At 56.2% G+C, this 17,405-nt stretch carries 19 protein-coding genes; 13 read left to right on the top strand and 6 right to left on the bottom strand.

From position 1 onward, the window contains the following. The first annotated feature begins 141 nt into the window (after positions 1-141). The gene (locus ACMYSO_RS02505) at positions 142-1,344 is read left to right on the top strand and encodes an MFS transporter (RefSeq protein ID WP_434669105.1); all 1,203 of its coding nucleotides are present in this window, start codon (positions 142-144) and stop codon (positions 1,342-1,344) included. Then, positions 1,341-2,180, top strand: coding sequence for an SDR family NAD(P)-dependent oxidoreductase (locus ACMYSO_RS02500; protein ID WP_434669104.1), 840 nt, complete (start codon positions 1,341-1,343; stop codon positions 2,178-2,180). The genes ACMYSO_RS02505 and ACMYSO_RS02500 overlap by 4 nt, the downstream gene beginning before the upstream one ends. A gap of 126 nt (positions 2,181-2,306) precedes the next feature. On the opposite strand, the gene marB is transcribed toward ACMYSO_RS02500, so the two are convergent. The 3 genes from marB to marR are packed head-to-tail and all read right to left on the bottom strand — an operon-like array spanning position 2,307 to position 3,376. After that, positions 2,307-2,513, bottom strand: a complete 207-nt coding sequence (gene marB / locus ACMYSO_RS02495) for a multiple antibiotic resistance protein MarB (RefSeq protein WP_434584615.1) — start codon at positions 2,511-2,513, stop codon at positions 2,307-2,309. Between the two features lie 30 nt (positions 2,514-2,543). After that, positions 2,544-2,924: an MDR efflux pump AcrAB transcriptional activator MarA gene (gene marA / locus ACMYSO_RS02490; protein WP_123755483.1), complete on the bottom strand. Its 381-nt coding sequence runs from the start codon at positions 2,922-2,924 to the stop codon at positions 2,544-2,546. Positions 2,925-2,941: 17 nt separating this feature from the next. Further along, positions 2,942-3,376: a multiple antibiotic resistance transcriptional regulator MarR gene (gene marR, locus ACMYSO_RS02485; protein WP_123754409.1), complete on the bottom strand. Its 435-nt coding sequence runs from the start codon at positions 3,374-3,376 to the stop codon at positions 2,942-2,944. A gap of 234 nt (positions 3,377-3,610) precedes the next feature. On the opposite strand from marR, the gene ACMYSO_RS02480 reads away from it, so the two are divergent. After that, positions 3,611-4,279 carry a MarC family NAAT transporter gene (locus tag ACMYSO_RS02480; RefSeq protein WP_434669102.1) on the top strand — a complete coding sequence of 223 codons (669 nt, stop codon included), beginning with the start codon at positions 3,611-3,613 and terminating at the stop codon, positions 4,277-4,279. Between the two features lie 86 nt (positions 4,280-4,365). Here the strand turns inward: ACMYSO_RS02480 and ACMYSO_RS02475 are convergent, their stop codons facing one another. Continuing rightward, complete coding sequence (locus tag ACMYSO_RS02475; RefSeq protein WP_434584618.1) at positions 4,366-5,562, bottom strand: sugar transporter; 1,197 nt, start codon at positions 5,560-5,562, stop codon at positions 4,366-4,368. A gap of 326 nt (positions 5,563-5,888) precedes the next feature. On the opposite strand from ACMYSO_RS02475, the gene ACMYSO_RS02470 reads away from it, so the two are divergent. Both ACMYSO_RS02470 and ACMYSO_RS02465 read left to right on the top strand, forming a co-directional pair. Further along, positions 5,889-6,683 carry a PhzF family phenazine biosynthesis protein gene (locus tag ACMYSO_RS02470; RefSeq protein WP_434669101.1) on the top strand — a complete coding sequence of 265 codons (795 nt, stop codon included), beginning with the start codon at positions 5,889-5,891 and terminating at the stop codon, positions 6,681-6,683. A gap of 9 nt (positions 6,684-6,692) precedes the next feature. Further along, positions 6,693-7,487, top strand: coding sequence for a PhzF family phenazine biosynthesis protein (locus tag ACMYSO_RS02465; RefSeq protein WP_434669100.1), 795 nt, complete (start codon positions 6,693-6,695; stop codon positions 7,485-7,487). 63 nt (positions 7,488-7,550) lie between these two features. On the opposite strand, the gene ACMYSO_RS02460 is transcribed toward ACMYSO_RS02465, so the two are convergent. After that, positions 7,551-8,498 carry an L-lactate dehydrogenase gene (locus ACMYSO_RS02460; protein ID WP_434669099.1) on the bottom strand — a complete coding sequence of 316 codons (948 nt, stop codon included), beginning with the start codon at positions 8,496-8,498 and terminating at the stop codon, positions 7,551-7,553. Positions 8,499-8,641: 143 nt separating this feature from the next. Here ACMYSO_RS02460 and ACMYSO_RS02455 point away from each other — a divergent pair, with 143 nt between their 5' ends. Then, on the top strand, positions 8,642-9,124 hold the full coding sequence (locus tag ACMYSO_RS02455; protein WP_434669098.1) for a GNAT family N-acetyltransferase: 483 nt from the start codon (positions 8,642-8,644) through the stop codon (positions 9,122-9,124). Here the strand turns inward: ACMYSO_RS02455 and ptrR are convergent. Beyond that, positions 9,078-9,956 (bottom strand): putrescine utilization regulator PtrR, encoded by an 879-nt coding sequence (gene ptrR / locus ACMYSO_RS02450; RefSeq protein WP_123754402.1) that lies wholly within the window; start codon positions 9,954-9,956, stop codon positions 9,078-9,080. The genes ACMYSO_RS02455 and ptrR overlap by 47 nt on opposite strands. Positions 9,957-10,061: 105 nt before the next feature. Between ptrR and sad the strand changes: the two genes are divergently transcribed. From sad to ACMYSO_RS02415, 7 genes are all read left to right on the top strand, one after another. Further along, a complete protein-coding gene (gene sad / locus ACMYSO_RS02445; RefSeq protein ID WP_434669097.1) occupies positions 10,062-11,447 on the top strand; it encodes a succinate-semialdehyde dehydrogenase in 1,386 nt (461 codons plus the stop codon). 102 nt (positions 11,448-11,549) lie between these two features. Further along, positions 11,550-12,452, top strand: coding sequence for a glutaminase B (glsB, locus tag ACMYSO_RS02440; RefSeq protein WP_434670718.1), 903 nt, complete (start codon positions 11,550-11,552; stop codon positions 12,450-12,452). After that, positions 12,452-12,817, top strand: a complete 366-nt coding sequence (locus tag ACMYSO_RS02435; protein ID WP_434669096.1) for a DUF4186 domain-containing protein — start codon at positions 12,452-12,454, stop codon at positions 12,815-12,817. Before glsB ends, ACMYSO_RS02435 begins: the two co-directional genes overlap by 1 nt. 126 nt (positions 12,818-12,943) lie before the next feature. Then, positions 12,944-14,365: a GGDEF domain-containing protein gene (locus tag ACMYSO_RS02430; RefSeq protein WP_434669095.1), complete on the top strand. Its 1,422-nt coding sequence runs from the start codon at positions 12,944-12,946 to the stop codon at positions 14,363-14,365. A gap of 81 nt (positions 14,366-14,446) precedes the next feature. Further along, positions 14,447-14,974 carry a GNAT family N-acetyltransferase gene (locus ACMYSO_RS02425; RefSeq protein WP_434669094.1) on the top strand — a complete coding sequence of 176 codons (528 nt, stop codon included), beginning with the start codon at positions 14,447-14,449 and terminating at the stop codon, positions 14,972-14,974. A gap of 102 nt (positions 14,975-15,076) precedes the next feature. Then, entirely contained in the window at positions 15,077-16,528 is a 1,452-nt protein-coding gene (locus ACMYSO_RS02420; RefSeq protein ID WP_434669093.1) for a tagaturonate reductase, read from the top strand. 331 nt (positions 16,529-16,859) lie between these two features. Next, complete coding sequence (locus ACMYSO_RS02415) at positions 16,860-17,300, top strand: GNAT family N-acetyltransferase (protein WP_434669092.1); 441 nt, start codon at positions 16,860-16,862, stop codon at positions 17,298-17,300. Positions 17,301-17,405 lie beyond the last annotated feature (105 nt).

Below are 17,405 nucleotides of genomic sequence, written 5' to 3'. Positions count from 1 at the left end.
AACACTCTGTATAAGAAGGCTAACAATTCTATCGTTGAATTAGCCTCAACATGACTTGCGATCTGATTCATCAGTTACGCCTCGATAGGCGTTAAAGTTGATTCCAGCCAATAAACGATGGTCGCTACTGGAATTAACATCATGTCTGAACAGATTCAACCTTCACAGGAGGAACGTCTGCGTCCGCCTGCCGGGCTTTTTGCCGCCATGCTGGCATTGGGAAGTGGAGGACTGTGTATCGGGACAGGAGAGTTCGCCCCGATGAGCCTTTTACCGGCGCTGGCGCAGGGGACCGGCATTTCCATTCCTGTCGCAGGGAGTTACATCAGCGCCTACGCTGCAGGGGTGGTGCTCGGGGCGCCCGCTATCGCCGTGCTGGCTGCCCGGCTTTCTCGCAAAAGCCTGCTGCTAATTTTGCTGGCCATTACCCTTATCGGCTACGCCTTCAGCGCCATCGCCAATGGTTACACCTCTATGCTCATCGCCCGGTTTATTGCCGGCATGCCGCACGGTGCCTGGTACGGGGTTTCTGCACTGGTGGCGGCATCGATGGTTTCACCTCACCATAAGGCTCGCTATATCGGTTACGTGATGCTAGGCCTGGCGGTGGCCAATGTCGCTGGCGTGCCGCTGGTCACTTGGGCGGGCCAGATGCTGGGGTGGCGAATTGCCTTCTGGCTAGTGGCGGCCGGGCTGGTGTTGACGGTCATCATGGTGCTGCTGTTCGTGCCGCCTATGGCGGTGGACCGCGGAGCTTCCCCACTTAAGGAACTCGCGGCGCTGCAGCGTCCTCCGATCCTGATGATCTTTGCCGTGGCTTCCGTCAGTTTTGCCGGCATGTTTGCCGTTTACAGTTTTATCACTCCGGCGCTGACCAGAATGGCCGGTTATTCCAGTACCGCCGTGCCGTGGATCCTGGTGCTGTGGGGGGGGGGGATGGTTGCCGGCAATATTATCGGCGGCAGGCTTGCCGACAGGGCGCTGGTTCCCGCGATATTGGGGATCATCGTCTGGAATATTGTCTTTCTGGTGCTCTTTTCGTTGACGGGCTCCCGGCCGATCCCGGTGCTCATCGTTCTGTTTATGTTGGGAGGTGGCTTTGCACTCGTCCCGGCGCTGCAGGCTTACATGATGAACATCGCCGGAGAGGCGCAAACCCTGGCCTCTTCCCTGACGCATAGCGCTTTTAACATTTCCAATGCCCTTGGCGCAGCCGCCGGTGGTGGCGTTATTGCCGCGGGAGGAAGCTGGATCTCAACGGGCTGGGTGGGGGCCGGTTTTTCCCTACTGGCTCTCATCCTTATGTTTGTATCAGTACGTATCGCTGACCGGAGTCAATCATGAACGATAGAGTTATTAAAAAAGGTCACGTTGCCGTCATCACCGGCGCCGCGAAAGGAATTGGGGCCGCGGCGGCCCGGGAATTGGCGCGTCAGGGGATGAAGCTGTGTCTTTTCGATCGCCACCAGCAGAGGCTTGAGTGCCTGGCCGATGAACTCGCAACCGAGACGCTAGTGGTAGTGGGGGATTTGACCCATGATGACGACCTGCAACACCTGAAAGAGAGGGTTTACGATACCTGGGGACGGGTGCATCTACTGTTGAATAACGGCGGCGCGAAAATTGCCGCAGGCGCTGGCGATGCGCCGGGACTCTGGCGGCAGCAGATGGCGGTTAATCTGATATCAATGGTGGCGACTCAGCATCTTTTCCTTCCTGAGATGTTAGCCATGGCCGAACGTGGCGCGATTGTGAATCTGGGATCGAAAGAGGGGATCACCACACCGCCTGGTTTTGCAGCATACAACGCCTCAAAGGCGGCCGTAAAAGTGCTGACGGAACAGCTTTCACATCAGCTGTGGCAGCAAACCGGCGGCCGTTTGACTGCACATCTTCTGGTTCCGGGCTACACCTGGACCGATATGAATGATCCTGGCATGGATGAGCACAACGGCACTAAGCCCGATGAAGCGTGGACTGCTGCCCAAGTGATTGACTATTTCATACCGCGATTCGCCCGGGGCGATTTCTATATTATTTGTCCCGATAACGCCGTCACCTCTGAGATCGATGCAAAACGGATCCTCTGGGCTTGTCAGGATATGCTGGAGAACCGGCCAGCGCTGTCGCGATGGTACCCGGAATGGCAGTCTGCTTTTGAAGGCTGGCTCAAATGCTGAGCTCAGTTACGATCTTCGGCATTGGCGATCGCCGCCGCGGCTGACGGCAATTTTGTCCTCCAGCCAGGCGATAAAGATAGACAAAAAAAAGCCCCGTAAACGGGGCGAAATGCTCGGGTAGTACAATTAGTTATAATAGGGTACGCCTAGTTCATCCGATTTATCGCTACCGGCAGCCATATGATTGAAATCAAACGGCGAGTCGTTGTGTTCGGATGGCATAATCATTGCGTCGTGCTGATTGTGGCGCACCGGCGTGGTGGTTTGCTCCGCGAAGCTCTGGCTTGAGATCAGCGCGAGCAGGACAAAAGCAGCGGAAGCGAATAGTTTCATGATTTCCTCAATACGTCTTTTTGCAGGCGGTTAACAGCAGTTGTTCAGTGGCATCAGATAGCGGGAATCACCCGGTATATTGGTCATGCGATATTTATGCGGCGGAACGTCGAAATAGTTTTTAAAGGTTCTCGTCAGCGTCTGTTGCGATTCGAAACCGTAGCGCTCTGCCAGGTACAGAATCGGCTCGTTGCTCTGCTTGAGTTTTTGCGCGATTTCCGTCAGCTTGCGGCTGCGGATGTACTGGCCTAAGGAGTGACCGGTCTCTTTCTTAAACATTCTTTGCAGGTGCCATTTGGAGTAACCAGAACGCTCGGACACTTTTTCCAGCGACAGGGGCGATTCCAGGTTATCTTCGATCCACGACAAAATACTATGGATAGTGATGGCGTCATTATTGCGTCTGGACATCATCTTACCTCTTCTTATTACGGCAGGACTTTCTTGAGTAGGTGCTCAAGGGTGACGATTTCGTCCGCCGACAGATTTTTTGTTAATTCCTGGTGCAACTTCTGACCCACAACCTGATGACATTGCTCACAAAGTGCCGCACCGTCTGATGTCAATTGCACCAGCACGCCGCGTTTGTCAGTGGGGTTGGGTAACCGTTCAATCCAGCCTTTGCAGACCAGGCGATCGAGCATGCGCGTCATTGCGCCAGGATCGACCGAAAGCACGGTTTTCAACTCAACGGGGGTAATACATACCTCGCAGCGAATGGAACAGAGCACCCGGAACTGGGTGGAAGTGATATCCATCGGGGAGAGATACTCGTTGAGCAGGCGATCTTTTTTCTGGTTAACCATTTGAATCAAGCGACCAAGAGGGATCATTTCGTTAAACAGATCACTGGTGTTTTTCACAATGGTTGCCCAGGCAATTAGTTAGTTGCTGTGGATATTATTGCCCAGGCAATCATAAGTCAACCTGACCGATTACCGATCACACGATTTGCTAAAGTGAACCGGGCAGGAAGCCAGTGGTGCCTGAGATGCGGGTGCTGGCGGGACATCGGCGCTGGTATGATATCGCTGACAAAAGTTATACTGCCCCAGCAAAACGGTGATGAACGAAATATTAACGGGGCTTTAATTAATATGATTGAACTTTTTAAAGCGATTGGCCTGGGGCTGGTAGTCATTTTACCGCTGGCAAATCCACTGACGACCGTGGCGCTGTTCCTCGGGCTCGCAGGCAACATGAATAATGAAGAACGTAACAAACAGTCGCTGATGGCTTCAGTGTACGTGTTCATTATTCTGATGGTCGCCTGGTACGCCGGTCAGGTGGTGATGAGCACCTTCGGTATCTCTATTCCCGGCCTGCGTATTGCAGGTGGCCTGATCGTCGCTTTTATCGGCTTTCGCATGCTCTTCCCGCAGCAGAAATCGCATGACTCCATGGAAGCCAAGATGAAGTCGGAAGAGCTGAAGGATGAGCCCACCGCGAATATCGCCTTTGTGCCACTGGCGATGCCGAGCACCGCCGGGCCGGGGACGATCGCGATGCTGATCAGCACCGCCTCAACGGTGAAACACGGCGTCGATTTTCCCGACTGGGTCGTACTGGTGGCGCCGCCGATCATCTTTGGCCTGGTGGGGATTATTCTGTGGGGTTGTCTGCGTAGCTCCGGGGCGATTATGCGCCTCGTGGGCAAGGGTGGCATTGAAGCGATTTCCCGCCTGATGGGCTTCCTGCTGGTCTGTATGGGCGTGCAGTTTATCATCAACGGCGTGCTGGAGATTATCACCACCTACCACGCCTGATGCAGGCTATGCGTTGAGATCGTAAAAAAGCCCGCGCCGGGAAACCGGGCGGGCTTTTGTTTGCCTGCGCTTATTGAAATGAGCAATCAGGAGTGATGCGGTCGCTCTTCCAGCGATACCGGCCAGCGACGGAAGATCATCACCGCCCATACCAGCGCCACCAGTGCCGGAATGGCGCCAACGTAGCCGATAGAGGCCATCGACAGATGGGTGCTGACCTGGCTACCCAGCAGCGCACCAGCACCGATGCCGATATTAAAGATCCCCGAGAACAGCGACATTGCCACGTCGGTGGCATCGGGTGCCAGCGCCAGCACTTTCACCTGCATACCGAGGCCAATGATCATAATGGCGATACCCCAGAAGACGCTTAATATCATCAGGTAGTTGGCATTCTGTGAGGCCGGCAGCAGCAGCAGCAGGCTGGCCAGCAGCAGAGCAATAGCGATATTAATCAGGCCTGATGCATGCTGGTTACCCAGCTTGCCAAACAGAATACTGCCGATGATCCCCGCGCCGCCCAGGGTCAGCAGCAGAACGGTGGCAAAATTGCCGCTCAACCCGGCGACGGTCTGAACAAACGGTTCGATGTAGCTGTAGGCGGTATAGTGCGCGGTGACCACAATCGCGGTCAGCAGATAGATGCTCAGCAGCGCCGGACGGCGGAACAGCAGCGGCAGACTCTTCAGTGAACCGGAATGTTCGCTCGGCAGTTTTGGCAGCAGCTTGAACAGACACACTAAGGTGACCAGCGCCCCCATACCAATGACCAGGAAGGTGGTTCGCCAGCCGAAATACTGCCCGACAATACGGCCAATCGGAATACCAAAAACCATCGCCAGTGCGGTGCCGGTAGCGATCAGGCTCAGGGCCTGTGCGCGTTTACCTGGCGGGGCCAGGCGAATGGCTAACGCTGAAGTAATAGACCAGAACACCGCATGAGCGAAAGCGATACCGATGCGGCTAATCACCAGCACGTTAAAGTTCCAGGCAAAAAACGACAGCACGTGGCTGGCAATAAACAGAATAAACAGGCCGATCAGCAGGCGACGGCGCTCCATCTGGCTGGTCAGCAGCATAAACGGCAGCGACATCAACGCGACTACCCACGCGTAGATGGTCAGCATCATGCCCACCTGCGCGGTCTCCATGCCAAAGCTGTCGGCAATATCCGACAACAGGCCGACCGGCGCGAATTCGGTGGTATTAAAGATGAACGCGGCGATAGCAAGCGTGACGACCCGAAGCCACGCGACCCTGCGTGAAACCGTATTTGTGATCATAGATTCTGAGCTGATAACTGAAGAGGAGAGAGACGTCGATCTTAAAACGAACGGTGGTGAAAATACAATCACTTTGTGATCTGGATCTCATTAATGTACTGATGGTGTTTCGGATATATACCCTAAGTAATTCGAGTTGCTTGTAGGCGGCAAGGCCGTAAATCCCCAGGAGCTTACTCAGGTAAGTGACTGGGGTGCGCGGGTGCAGCCAACACCCAGGCAACTTGAAGTATGACGGGTATAATGGATTCATTTTTATATAGATAGTGTGCATGATTCGCTTTTATGTCATGTTGATGAGATGTAAAAACAGGAAGGGTTATAGGATGAAGGAAATTGATTTTTACCTGGTGGATGCCTTCAGCGATCGCAATTTTGGCGGTAATGCGGCGGCGGTATGTCCACTCACCGAATGGTTACCGGATGACGTACTGCTGAGCATGGCGCAGCAGCATAATCAGTCCGAGACGGCGTTTTTTGTGCGCACCGACGATGGGTATGAACTGCGCTGGTTCACCACCCAGTATGAGATCAACCTCTGCGGTCATGCGACGCTGGCCTCCGCGCATATTATTTTCGAATATCTCGATCATCCTTCCGCCACTATTGTGTTCAGCACTCGCTTTGTCGGTGAGCTGCGGGTCACCCGCAACGGTGACTGGCTGACCCTCGATTTCCCGGCCTGGCAGACTACACCGGTGGTGACGCCGCCGCCGGCGCTGTTATCCGGTCTGGGGCTGAGTGAGGCTGTCGAGGTGCGCGTAGGGCGCGACTATCTGGTGGTTCTCAAAAACCGCCAGCAGGTAGAAGCCGTGAAGCCGGATATGCAGCAGCTTGAGCAACTAGGCAAAATGGTTTGTATCAGCGCCGCCGATGATGGTGAATATGACTTTGTCAGCCGCTTCTTTTGCCCGGGCGAATCGGTCGCCGAAGACCCGGTCACCGGCTCCGCGCATAGCATGCTGATCCCTTACTGGGGTGACAAGCTCGCTAAAACGACGATGCATGCCCGTCAGGTGTCGGCCCGCGGCGGCGATCTGCGCTGTCAATGGCAGGGCGATCGGGTACTGATCGGCGGCCAGGCAACGACCTACATGACCGGTACGATCGCCCTACGCTAAGGAGAAGCCATGAAAGCGATTCCGATGTATCTGGTTTCTGCGTTCAGCGATACCCCGTTTTCCGGTAACCCGGCGGCGGTCTGCCTGCTGGAGGAGTGGCTGGCGGATGACGTATTGCTGAAGATGGCCCAGGAGCATAACCAGTCTGAAACCGCCTTTGTGGTACGAGAAGGCGAGACGTTTAGCCTGCGCTGGTTCACTACCCGCAATGAGGTCAATCTGTGCGGTCACGCCACGCTCGCCAGCGCCCACGTCATTTTCCATCATCTGGACTATCCCCAGGCATCAGTGGCGTTCGCCACCGCCTCCGGTCGCCTGACCGTGAGCCGGGAAGGCGACTGGCTGACGCTGGATTTTCCGGCAGGGGCCACCGAAGAACGTGTGCCGCCCGCGGCATTGCTTGCCGGTCTGGGCATCGATCGCTACGTTAGCGCCCGGCATGGCCGGGCATGGCTTATCGAGCTGGGGAGTCGTGCCGAGGTTGAAGCGGTCCGCCCGGCGATTGCCACGCTGACCCCCGTTGAACACAAAGTGACGATCACCGCCCTTGGTGACGGTGAATATGACTTTGTTAGCCGCTTTTTCTCTCCGGGAGAAGCCGTCTGGGAAGATCCGGTTACCGGCTCTGCCCATACCATGCTGATCCCGTTCTGGAGCGCGAAGCTGGGGAAAACTAGCCTGCTGGCGCGTCAGGTGTCAGCCCGTGGTGGCGATATGCGCTGTGAGCTGAAGGGCGATCGGGTGTTGATGTCCGGGCAGGCGGTGACCTGGCTGCAGGGGAAGATCCTGTTGCGCGACGTCTGAGGCGTCAGACGGGGGACGAGCGTTAACCACGCCCGCGATTTGCGGGCGTGTCATTACGTCATGTTATGCGGGAAGACGGGCAATATTGGCCTTAATTACCGCGACCGATTGGGCGAATTTCTCGCTTTCGTCCGGCGCTAACTGCAGCTCAATAATTTGCTGGACGCCGCTCTGCGCCAGCACTGCCGGCACGCCAACCGCCACGTTATTCTCCCCATACTCACCTTCGAGAACGCACGAAATCGCTAGCGCGCGATGGCTACCGGTAAAGATATTGCGGCAGATTTCGGCGATGGTGCCAGCGACGCCATACTCCGTGCATCCTTTCCCGGCGTAAATTTCAAATCCCAGGGTACGCACCTGCTCGGCAATCTGCTGGCGATCCAGCTCCTGCCCGGTGTGTTTGCGGTAAACATCGGCAATCGGCGAGCCGTAGACCGACGAGTGTGACCACACCGGAAACTGCGTATCGCCGTGCTCGCCAAGAATAAAGGCGTCAATGCTCTGGGCGCCGATATTGAGAGCCTGCGCGAGCACCCGGCGCAAACGGGTTGTATCCAGCCAGACGCCGGTACCGATCACCTGGCTACGCGGTAGTCCGGAGAGTTTCCAGACCTGCCAGGTAATAATGTCGCAAGGGTTGGTGGCGACGAGGAAAATACCGTTGAAGCCGTTCGCCATCATCTGCGGCACGATACTGTTGACGATGCTGGCCGTCGCGGTGAGTTCGTCAAGCCGCGTCTGTCCCTGTTTCAGTGCGCCGCCGGAGACGGTGATCACCGCGATGTCAACGTCGGCGCAGTCGCTGACGTCACGCGCCGAAATAGTCATCATGCCCGGCATATAGGCTGCGGCATCGCTGAGATCCTGAACCTGTGCCTGCGCCCGGGCGGTATTCAAATCCACAAGGATCAACTCCTCACAGATATTTTGATTTAATAAGGCGTAGGCGGCCGAGGTGCCGACATTGCCGGCGCCAATAATCATCACCTTACGTGCTTTGGTATGCATGGTCCTGTCCCGCTATCGAAGATCTTCCTTCAAAATTACCGCCGCTCAATGGCTTAGCGCAAGCGCAGGGCGGAGGTATAAGTTAACGCTATGAGGGGCAGGTGTACGCGCTGCGCTACAGTGGTCAAAAAAGGAGCTTACCTATGTATACCATCGCCCCCACCACGCTTGCTCACCCCGACCTGACTGCCCTGATCGCCCAACTGGATGCCTACCAGGAGTCCCTCTATCCAGCCGAAAGCAACCATCTGGTGGATTTGAGCCAGCTGGCGGCGGAGTCGGTGATTGTGCTGTTAATCCGTGACGCACAACAGCAGGCGGTCGGCTGCGGGGCGATTGTGCTGGATACGCAGGGTTTTGGGGAAATGAAGCGGGTCTATATCGACCCCAATCATCGCGGACAAATGCTCGGCGAGAGACTGCTGGAGGCGCTGGAAAGCGAAGCCCTGCGTCGGGACTGCCATACTGTGCGTCTGGAGACCGGGATCCATCAACACGCGGCGGTAAAACTCTATACCCGCAGCGGATATCAAACCCGTTGCGCTTTTGCGCCCTATAAGCCCGACCCGCTCAGCCTGTTTATGGAGAAACTGCTCGTTGCCGATCTTCGTTCAGCAGCGCTATAAACGCCTCCAGCTGGCGGTTTTTGGCACCGCGGCGCCACACCAGCCAGGTCGTTAACCAGCGCCACTCTTCGGCCAGCGGCCAGGCAGAAACCTGCTGATGACCCGGCATGCTTTCGAGCATGCTGCGGGGGATCAGGGCCAGGCCGGCCCCGGCAATCACACAGGCCAGCATGCCGTGATAGGACTCCATTTCGTGGATCCGTCCCGGCGTGGCGCGGTCGGCATGGAACCAGCTTTCGAAATGGCGACGGTAGGAGCAGTTGGCGCGAAAGGCATACACCTCGCTGCCATTAACTTCGCTGGCCCTGGTGACCGGCGCATGGCCAACCGGCGCCACGATCATCATCTCCTCCGGGAACACCGGCAAGCCCTCAAGACCGGGATGCACCAGCGGCCCGTCAACGAATGCCGCACTTAAGGTGCCCTCCAGCACGCCGTCAATCATAGTGCCGGACGGGCCGGTCGAGAGCGCCAGGTGGATTTTGGGATAGCGCTGGTTATACAGCGCCAGCGTAGATGGGATGCGCACCGCCGCGGTGCTCTCCAGCGAGCCCAGCGAAAACAGCCCCTGTGGTTCATCGCCAGCGACCACCATCCGCGCTTCATCAACCAGCGCGAGGATCTGCTGGCTGTAGCGTAAAAAACTATGCCCGGCGGGCGACAGGCGCAGGCGCTGGTTCTCACGAATAAACAGCTCGACACCGAGATCCGCCTCCAGCTGACGAATGCGGGTCGTCAGGTTAGAGGGAACCCGGTGCACTTTTTGCGCGGCCTGGGTAATGCTGCCGGTGCTGGCGACGGCGTTAAACATCTCAAGCTGGGTCAGGTCCATGGCGTTCTTCTTTTGTGAATGGGTTACTTAATATTATTCATTTTCAATGAAAGGAAGGGTACGCCAGAATGAGGTCAATTCGCAATCAACAGAGAGAGCAATACGATGACTTTATCGACAACGCACGCGGTTTCCATCAACCCGACCACGGGAGAAATGGTGTCGTCTCTTCCCTGGGCGACTGAACAACAAGTGGATTCGGCGATTGCGCTGGCTGAGCAGGGCTATCGCCAGTGGCGCACCGTCAGTGTCGCCGAGCGTGCCGATGCACTCCGTCGTGTCGGCAGCGCGCTGCGCGCCCGCGCCGAAGAGATGGCGCAGATGATCAGCCTTGAAATGGGCAAGCCGATCGCCCAGGCTCGTGGCGAAGTAACCAAGTCCGCCAACCTCTGTGACTGGTACGCAGAGCATGGTCCGGCGATGCTGGCGACCGAAGCCACCGCGGTGGAAAACAACAATGCGGTGATTGAATACCGTCCTCTGGGGGCGATCCTCGCGATTATGCCGTGGAACTTCCCGCTGTGGCAGGTATTGCGCGGGGCGGTACCGATCCTGCTGGCGGGCAACAGCTACCTGCTGAAACACGCGCCGAATGTCATGGGCAGCGCGGCGCTGATTGGCGAGATCTTTGACGCGGCGGGATTGCCAGATGGCGTCTTCGGTTGGGTGAATGCCACCAATGACGGCGTGTCGCAGGCGATTAACGACTCACGTATTGTCGCGGTGACCTTGACCGGGAGCATGCGTGCCGGTAAGGCTATCGGCGCTCAGGCCGGTGCTGCACTGAAGAAATGCGTCCTTGAACTAGGCGGTTCCGATCCGTTTATCGTTCTCAATGATGCTGACCTTGATGAAGCCGTTAAAGCGGCAGTGATTGGCCGCTATCAAAATAGCGGGCAGGTGTGTGCTGCGTCGAAGCGCTTTATCGTTGAAGCCGGGATTGCCGATGCCTTTACGAGCCGTTTTGTTGCGGCCGTCGACGCCCTGAAGATGGGTGACCCCCGTGATGAAGCCAACTACATCGGCCCAATGGCGCGCTTCGATCTGCGTGATGAGCTGCATCAGCAGGTGACCGCGACCCTGGCGGAAGGGGCAACCTTGCTGCTGGGCGCAGAGAAAATGGCTGGGGCGGGGAACTACTATGCGCCAACGGTACTGGGTAATGTCACCCCGGAAATGACCGGATTCCGCCAGGAGTTGTTTGGCCCGGTAGCCACCATTAGCGTGGCGCGCGATGCCGATCACGCGCTGGCCCTGGCCAACGATAGCGAATTTGGCCTGTCGGCCACCGTCTATACCGCCAGCGTCGATGAAGCGCAGCGTTTTTCCCGCGAGCTGGAGTGCGGCGGCGTCTTTATTAACGGTTACAGCGCCAGCGATGCCCGCGTCGCGTTTGGCGGCGTGAAAAAGAGTGGCTTTGGTCGCGAACTGTCCCATTTCGGCCTGCATGAGTTCTGTAATGTGCAAACCGTATGGAAAGACCGTCGCTAACCGACGTCATGCCTGACGACCGTCGCCGCACTCTGCTATACTCCCAGCCCGAATTTGACGGCGGGCAAGGAGCCGGGTGTGGCGACGGTCATCAATAATGCAATGCTGGAGACCATTCTGGCAGAAATCAGGCCGCTGATTGGGCGCGGCAAGGTGGCGGATTATATTCCGGCGCTGGCCAGCGTAAGCGGTAATAAACTCGGGGTAGCAATTTGCACGGTAGACGGTCAGCACTATTCTGCCGGCGATGCCTACGAGCGTTTTTCCATTCAATCTATCTCCAAAGTGCTGAGTCTGGTGGTGGCGATGAACCACTACCCGGAAGACGAAATCTGGCAGCGGGTGGGGAAAGATCCCTCCGGACAACCGTTTAACTCTCTGTTGCAGCTGGAAATTGAGCAAGGCAAACCACGCAATCCTTTTATTAATGCCGGGGCGCTGGTGGTCTGCGATATGCTGCAAAGCCGACTGAGCGCGCCGCGCCAGAGAATGCTGGAGATTGTGCGGCGTCTGAGCGGCGTCGGCGATATTGCCTACGACCCGGTGGTCGCTCGCTCAGAGTTTGACCACTCAGCGCGTAATGCCGCGATTGCCTGGCTCATGAAATCGTTTGGTAATTTCCATAATGATGTTGCCACGGTGCTGCACAACTATTTCCATTACTGCTCGCTGGAAATGAGCTGCGTCGAGCTGGCGCGAACCTTTCTGTTTCTCGCTGACCGCGGTGTCGCGCCACATCTCGATACGCCGGTGATTGCCCCGATCCAGTCGCGGCAGGTGAATGCCTTAATGATGACCAGCGGCATGTACCAGAACGCCGGCGAGTTTGCCTGGCGCGTCGGCCTGCCGGCAAAATCAGGCGTCGGCGGGGGGATTGTGGCGATCGTGCCGCAGGAGATGGCGATTGCCGTCTGGAGCCCGGAGCTCGATGACGCCGGTAACTCGCTGGCGGGGACGGCGGTGCTGGAGAAACTCACTCACCAACTGGGGCGGTCGGTATTCTGATGCGCTCAATCGATACGCTTTTTACTCGTCTGCAAGGGTCCGCTTTTCGCTCGCGCTTTCGGCTGGGGCTCAAAGAGCGGCAATATTGCCTGGATAAAGGGGCGGAGATAATAGATCAGCATGCGGCCGACTTTATCGCTCGTCGCCTGGCTCCGGCTTATATTGCGAATGACGGCAAACAGACCCCCATGCGCGGACATCCGGTGTTTATTGCCCAGCATGCCACCGCGACCTGCTGTCGCGGCTGCCTGGCAAAATGGCACGCCATACCTGCCGGGCGCGAGTTAAGCGCCGAGGAGCAGCGCTATGTGGTGCAGGTTATCCACCACTGGTTAGTGATACAGATGAATTCCCCGCAACGTTAATCACCACCTACCTATGTTCATTTATCAGGCATGTGTATGCCTGATAAATATTCTCATGCTATGATAATCCGCTAACTAATTATTAACATAATAATTGCCTGAAACAATTAGACGGATAATTACTGAATGTCTTCACTGTCGATTCGGTCATTCACTGCGTTTCGTGAGGAACAGCCCGTGCGTGATGCACTGGTGTTATTCACAATCACTTTATTGCTCCATTTTCTCGGCGCGATGCTGCGTCTGGTACAGGAACTCTCTTTCTTCTGGCCGCTGAATGCTGTGCTGGCAGGGATCTTCGCGCGTTATGTCTGGCTTAATCGTAGCTACTTTTATGCCGTCTGCTTTGGGGCGATGCTGGTTTACGATGGCTTAACCTCGCGTTGGGGAATGGGCTATGCCTCGCTGCTGATTAACTTCTCGAATATTGTCTTTATTGTCACCCTGGCGCAGCTGGTGCTGTGGGATAAACGGCGCGCTGACTCGATGCCCGGGCCGATAAATGTGCTTAATCTGTTCTGCTACTGTCTGCTGGCGGCATTACTCAGCGCGGCCGTTGGGGCGCTGGGCTCTGTGGATGTAGAACGAGAAACGTTTATTTCTCTGCTGGTGGATTGGTTTAGCGAACAGTTCTCTACCGCGGTGCTGATCCTGCCGTTTATCCTGACGGTGTCGATCCCCTCCGGAATAAGCGGTTTCCGCTGGAGTCAGTTGCTGCCGGTAATCGTGCTGGTGCTGTCGATTATTCTGGGGGTCGCCGTGGGGGGCGCCGGCAGTATTACTTTCCCGCTGCCGGCGCTGATCTGGTGCGCTATTCGTTACCCGCTGCCGCTGACCTGCCTGCTGACTTTTCTGACCGGCGTCGGTGAGATCCTGCTGGTGGCCAACGCCCTGATCCACCTTTCCCCAGATACCCACCTGCAGCCGTTACAGCTGTTTTCAACCCGTCTCGGTATTGCGGCGATGTTGATTAGCCCGGTGATTGTGGCGTCCAGCGTAGAGGCGATCAACAACCTGGTCAAACAGCTGGCGTTGCGCGCCGATTTCGATTTCCAGACCCGGGTGTATTCGCGTTCGGGATTAAGTGAGTCATTGAAGCGTCAGCCGTTGTCAGAAGCCCAGGTATTAACGGTGATGGTGCTCGACATCGATGGCTTCAAACGGGTCAATGACCAGTGGGGCCATGAGTGTGGCGATTGCGTGCTGGCGCAGCTTGCCCAGCGGGTGCGGGAACTGGCTGGCGAACAGGGAATGGTGGCGCGGATCGGCGGGGAAGAGTTTGCGGTGGCCAGCCTGGGCGCGACGGCGCAGGCGGGGCTGCAGCTGGCGGAGAAAATTCGGCAGGGCATTGAGGCGCAAACTTTTGTCTGGGGGCAGCAGCAGATCAAGCTGACGATCAGCATGGGGCTTGAGTGCCGACCAATTGGTTCCGGGCGGATCACTGAACTCTTTAATCAGCAGCTGATGGTGGCCGACGATTATCTTATCAGCGCCAAAAAAGCAGGGCGCAATCGTATTTTCACGTCGACGCTGGCGGAGAATGGGTAATAAGAAAATACGATGATAATGCCGCTTGTGTTAAATAATAGTTAAAATCATAGTGATGTGGTTAATTTCAGGGAGCGACCCATGACCACATCCTTTTCTTTCCGTACCCTTTCACACGACGATATTCTCACCAACCTTTCCCGACTCAGCGATATTCTGGCCGACAGCGTCAATGGCGGCGCGTCGGTAAGCTTTATGCTGCCATTTTCCCCGCAGACGGCTGAGGCGTTCTGGCGCCGCACTGCTCGCAGCGTCGAAGCCGGTGAACGGTTGGTGCTGGTGGCTGAACAGGCCGGGCAGATTGTCGGAACGGTACAGTTGATTACCGATCAACCTGAGAACCAGCCGCACCGCGCCGATGTCGCCAAACTTTTGGTTCACCAAAATGCCCGTCGTCAGGGAGTGGCGAATGCGCTGATGGCGTATCTGGAGCAGCAGGCGCGTCAGCAGGGCAAATCGGTGCTGGTACTCGACACCGCGACAGGCAGTGGCGCAGAAGGCTTTTATGTCCAGTGTGGCTGGGAAAAAGCCGGAGAAATCCCGCGCTACGCCTTGATGCCGGACGGAAAGATGACCGCCACCTCACTGTTCTATAAGTTCCTGCAATAACAGAGACAGGTTTGATCAAAACACGGTTTTATTCTTAGAAAAGCTGATAAGTTATTACACCAATTACTCAGGTTGTATGACTACTCTAAGAGGGAACCTATTGTGAAAACATTAAATCGTCGTGACTTCCCCGGCGCGCAGTACCCTGAACGTATCATTCAGTTTGGCGAAGGTAACTTCCTTCGCGCCTTCGTCGACTGGCAGCTGGATCTGCTGAATGAACATACCGACCTGAATGCCGGGGTGGTCATTGTTCGTCCGATTGAGAGTGCATTCCCGCCTTCGCTCAGCACTCAGGATGGGCTGTATACCACCATTATTCGCGGGCTGAACGAGCAGGGAGAGGCGGTCAGCGACGCGCGCCTGATTCGTTCGGTCAACCGGGAGATCAGCGTCTACGCGGATTACGACGAGTTCCTGCGTCTGGCTCACAACCCGGACATGCGCTTTGTGTTTTCCAATACCACCGAAGCTGGTATTAGCTACCACGCGGGCGATCGTTTCGACGATGCGCCGGCGGTGAGCTACCCGGCGAAGCTGACCCGTCTGCTGTACGAACGCTACAGCCACTTTGCGGGCGCAGCGGATAAAGGCTGGATCATCATTCCTTGCGAGCTGATTGACTACAACGGGGAAGCGCTACGTGAACTGGTGCTGCGCTATGCCCACGAGTGGGAACTGCCGTCAGCCTTTATCACCTGGTTGCAAGAGGCGAATGCTTTCTGTTCTACGCTGGTGGACCGTATTGTGACTGGTTATCCGCGCGATGAAGCTGAAGCGATTGAAGCCCAGCTGGGCTATAAAGATGGCTTCCTGGCCACCGCCGAGCACTTCTACCTGTTTGTTATTCAGGGGCCGAAGTCGTTGGCCTCCGAGCTGCGTCTGGATAAACTCCCGCTTAACGTCCTGATTGTTGACGATATCAAGCCGTACAAAGAGCGGAAAGTGGCGATCCTCAATGGCGCGCACACCGCACTGGTACCGGTGGCCTTCCAGTCTGGTCTGGATACCGTAGGTGAAGCGATGAACGATCAGGAGATCTGCGCGTTCGTTGAGAAGGCCATTTATGAAGAGATCATTCCGGTGCTGGATCTTCCGCGTGACGAGCTGGAATCGTTTGCCAGCGCGGTGACCGGGCGTTTCCGTAACCCGTACATCAAGCATCAGCTGCTGTCTATCGCGCTCAACGGCATGACCAAATACCGCACGCGTATTCTGCCGCAGCTGCTGGCAGGGCAGGCAAAATCGGGCAAACTCCCGGCCCGTCTGACGTTCGCGCTGGCGGCACTGATTGCGTTTTATCGGGGAGAGCGCGATGGCGAAAGCTATCCGGTGCAGGATGATGCCGAATGGATGACCCGTTTCCAGACTCTCTGGGCGCAGCATCGTGATGCGCAGCTCTGCACCAGTGAACTGGTCAAAGCCGTGCTGTCTGTGACGTCCCATTGGGAGCAGGACCTGACGCAGATCCCGGGGCTGGTAGAACAGGTGAGCCTGGACCTCGACGCTATTCTGCTGCGTGGCATGCGTGCAGCCGTCAAGCCGCTGTGCTGATGTCATGATGTCATGATGTCATGATGTCGTGATGCAATGAGAACCCGGCCATACTGCTGCCGGGTTTTTTATTACCTTTCAGTAGTTACAACATACTTATTTATTTTATGAATACTTAGCCCGAGCAGGTCTGATACATCGGAACCCATTCGCTTTGCAGCAATAACAGCTAACGTCCAGATAAAACCGAATAGAGGCAAATCGTGCCCTCGGTGCTTGAACTAATTTTCTGACCGGAAAATAATGGCTTATCGTACATTCCGGGTGGGCTTACATCGCACACGTTCGTGCAGATATTGCCTGATGGATGAAACGCTAAAGAGGATAGCCCATGCCCGTAGAGATTCGTGATATTCATCAACATGATAAATCACAGTGGTTGCTGCTGTGGGAAGGTTACACCGGCTTTTACGGCAGTCCGCAGCCTGAGGATGTGACCGAGTTGACCTGGCAACGTCTGCTCGATGAGCACTCACCAGTGGTGGGGCGTGTTGCGGTGGTGGACGGCCGCGTGGTCGGTTTTGCGATCTGCGTTTTGCACGAAGGTACATGGGTGAAAACCCCCATTTGCTACCTGGAAGACCTATTTGTTGAACCGCAGATGCGTGGCCGGGGCATCGCCAGACAGCTCCTGCAGGCACTGCATGCCGAGGGCAAAGCTCAGGGCTGGTCGCGCTTGTACTGGCATACCCGTAGCGATAATCCCGCCCGCCGGTTGTATGACGAGTTTACTCCCGCGGATGATTACGTACGTTATCGCGTGACGCTGTAACGTTTATATACAACAGGTGTGGTTTTACTCAGCCTGTCTGGCCGCTGAAAACGACTCAGGAGAAGGAAAAATGGAAAAACGTATTGAGACCACCATTAACCTGAT

It is taken from the genome of Klebsiella sp. B345 (genome assembly GCF_051131735.1).
In the GTDB taxonomy this organism is placed as follows: domain Bacteria; phylum Pseudomonadota; class Gammaproteobacteria; order Enterobacterales; family Enterobacteriaceae; genus Klebsiella.
Note: the sequence above shows the minus strand (reverse complement) of the source record. Positions and strands in the feature narration are given on the sequence as shown.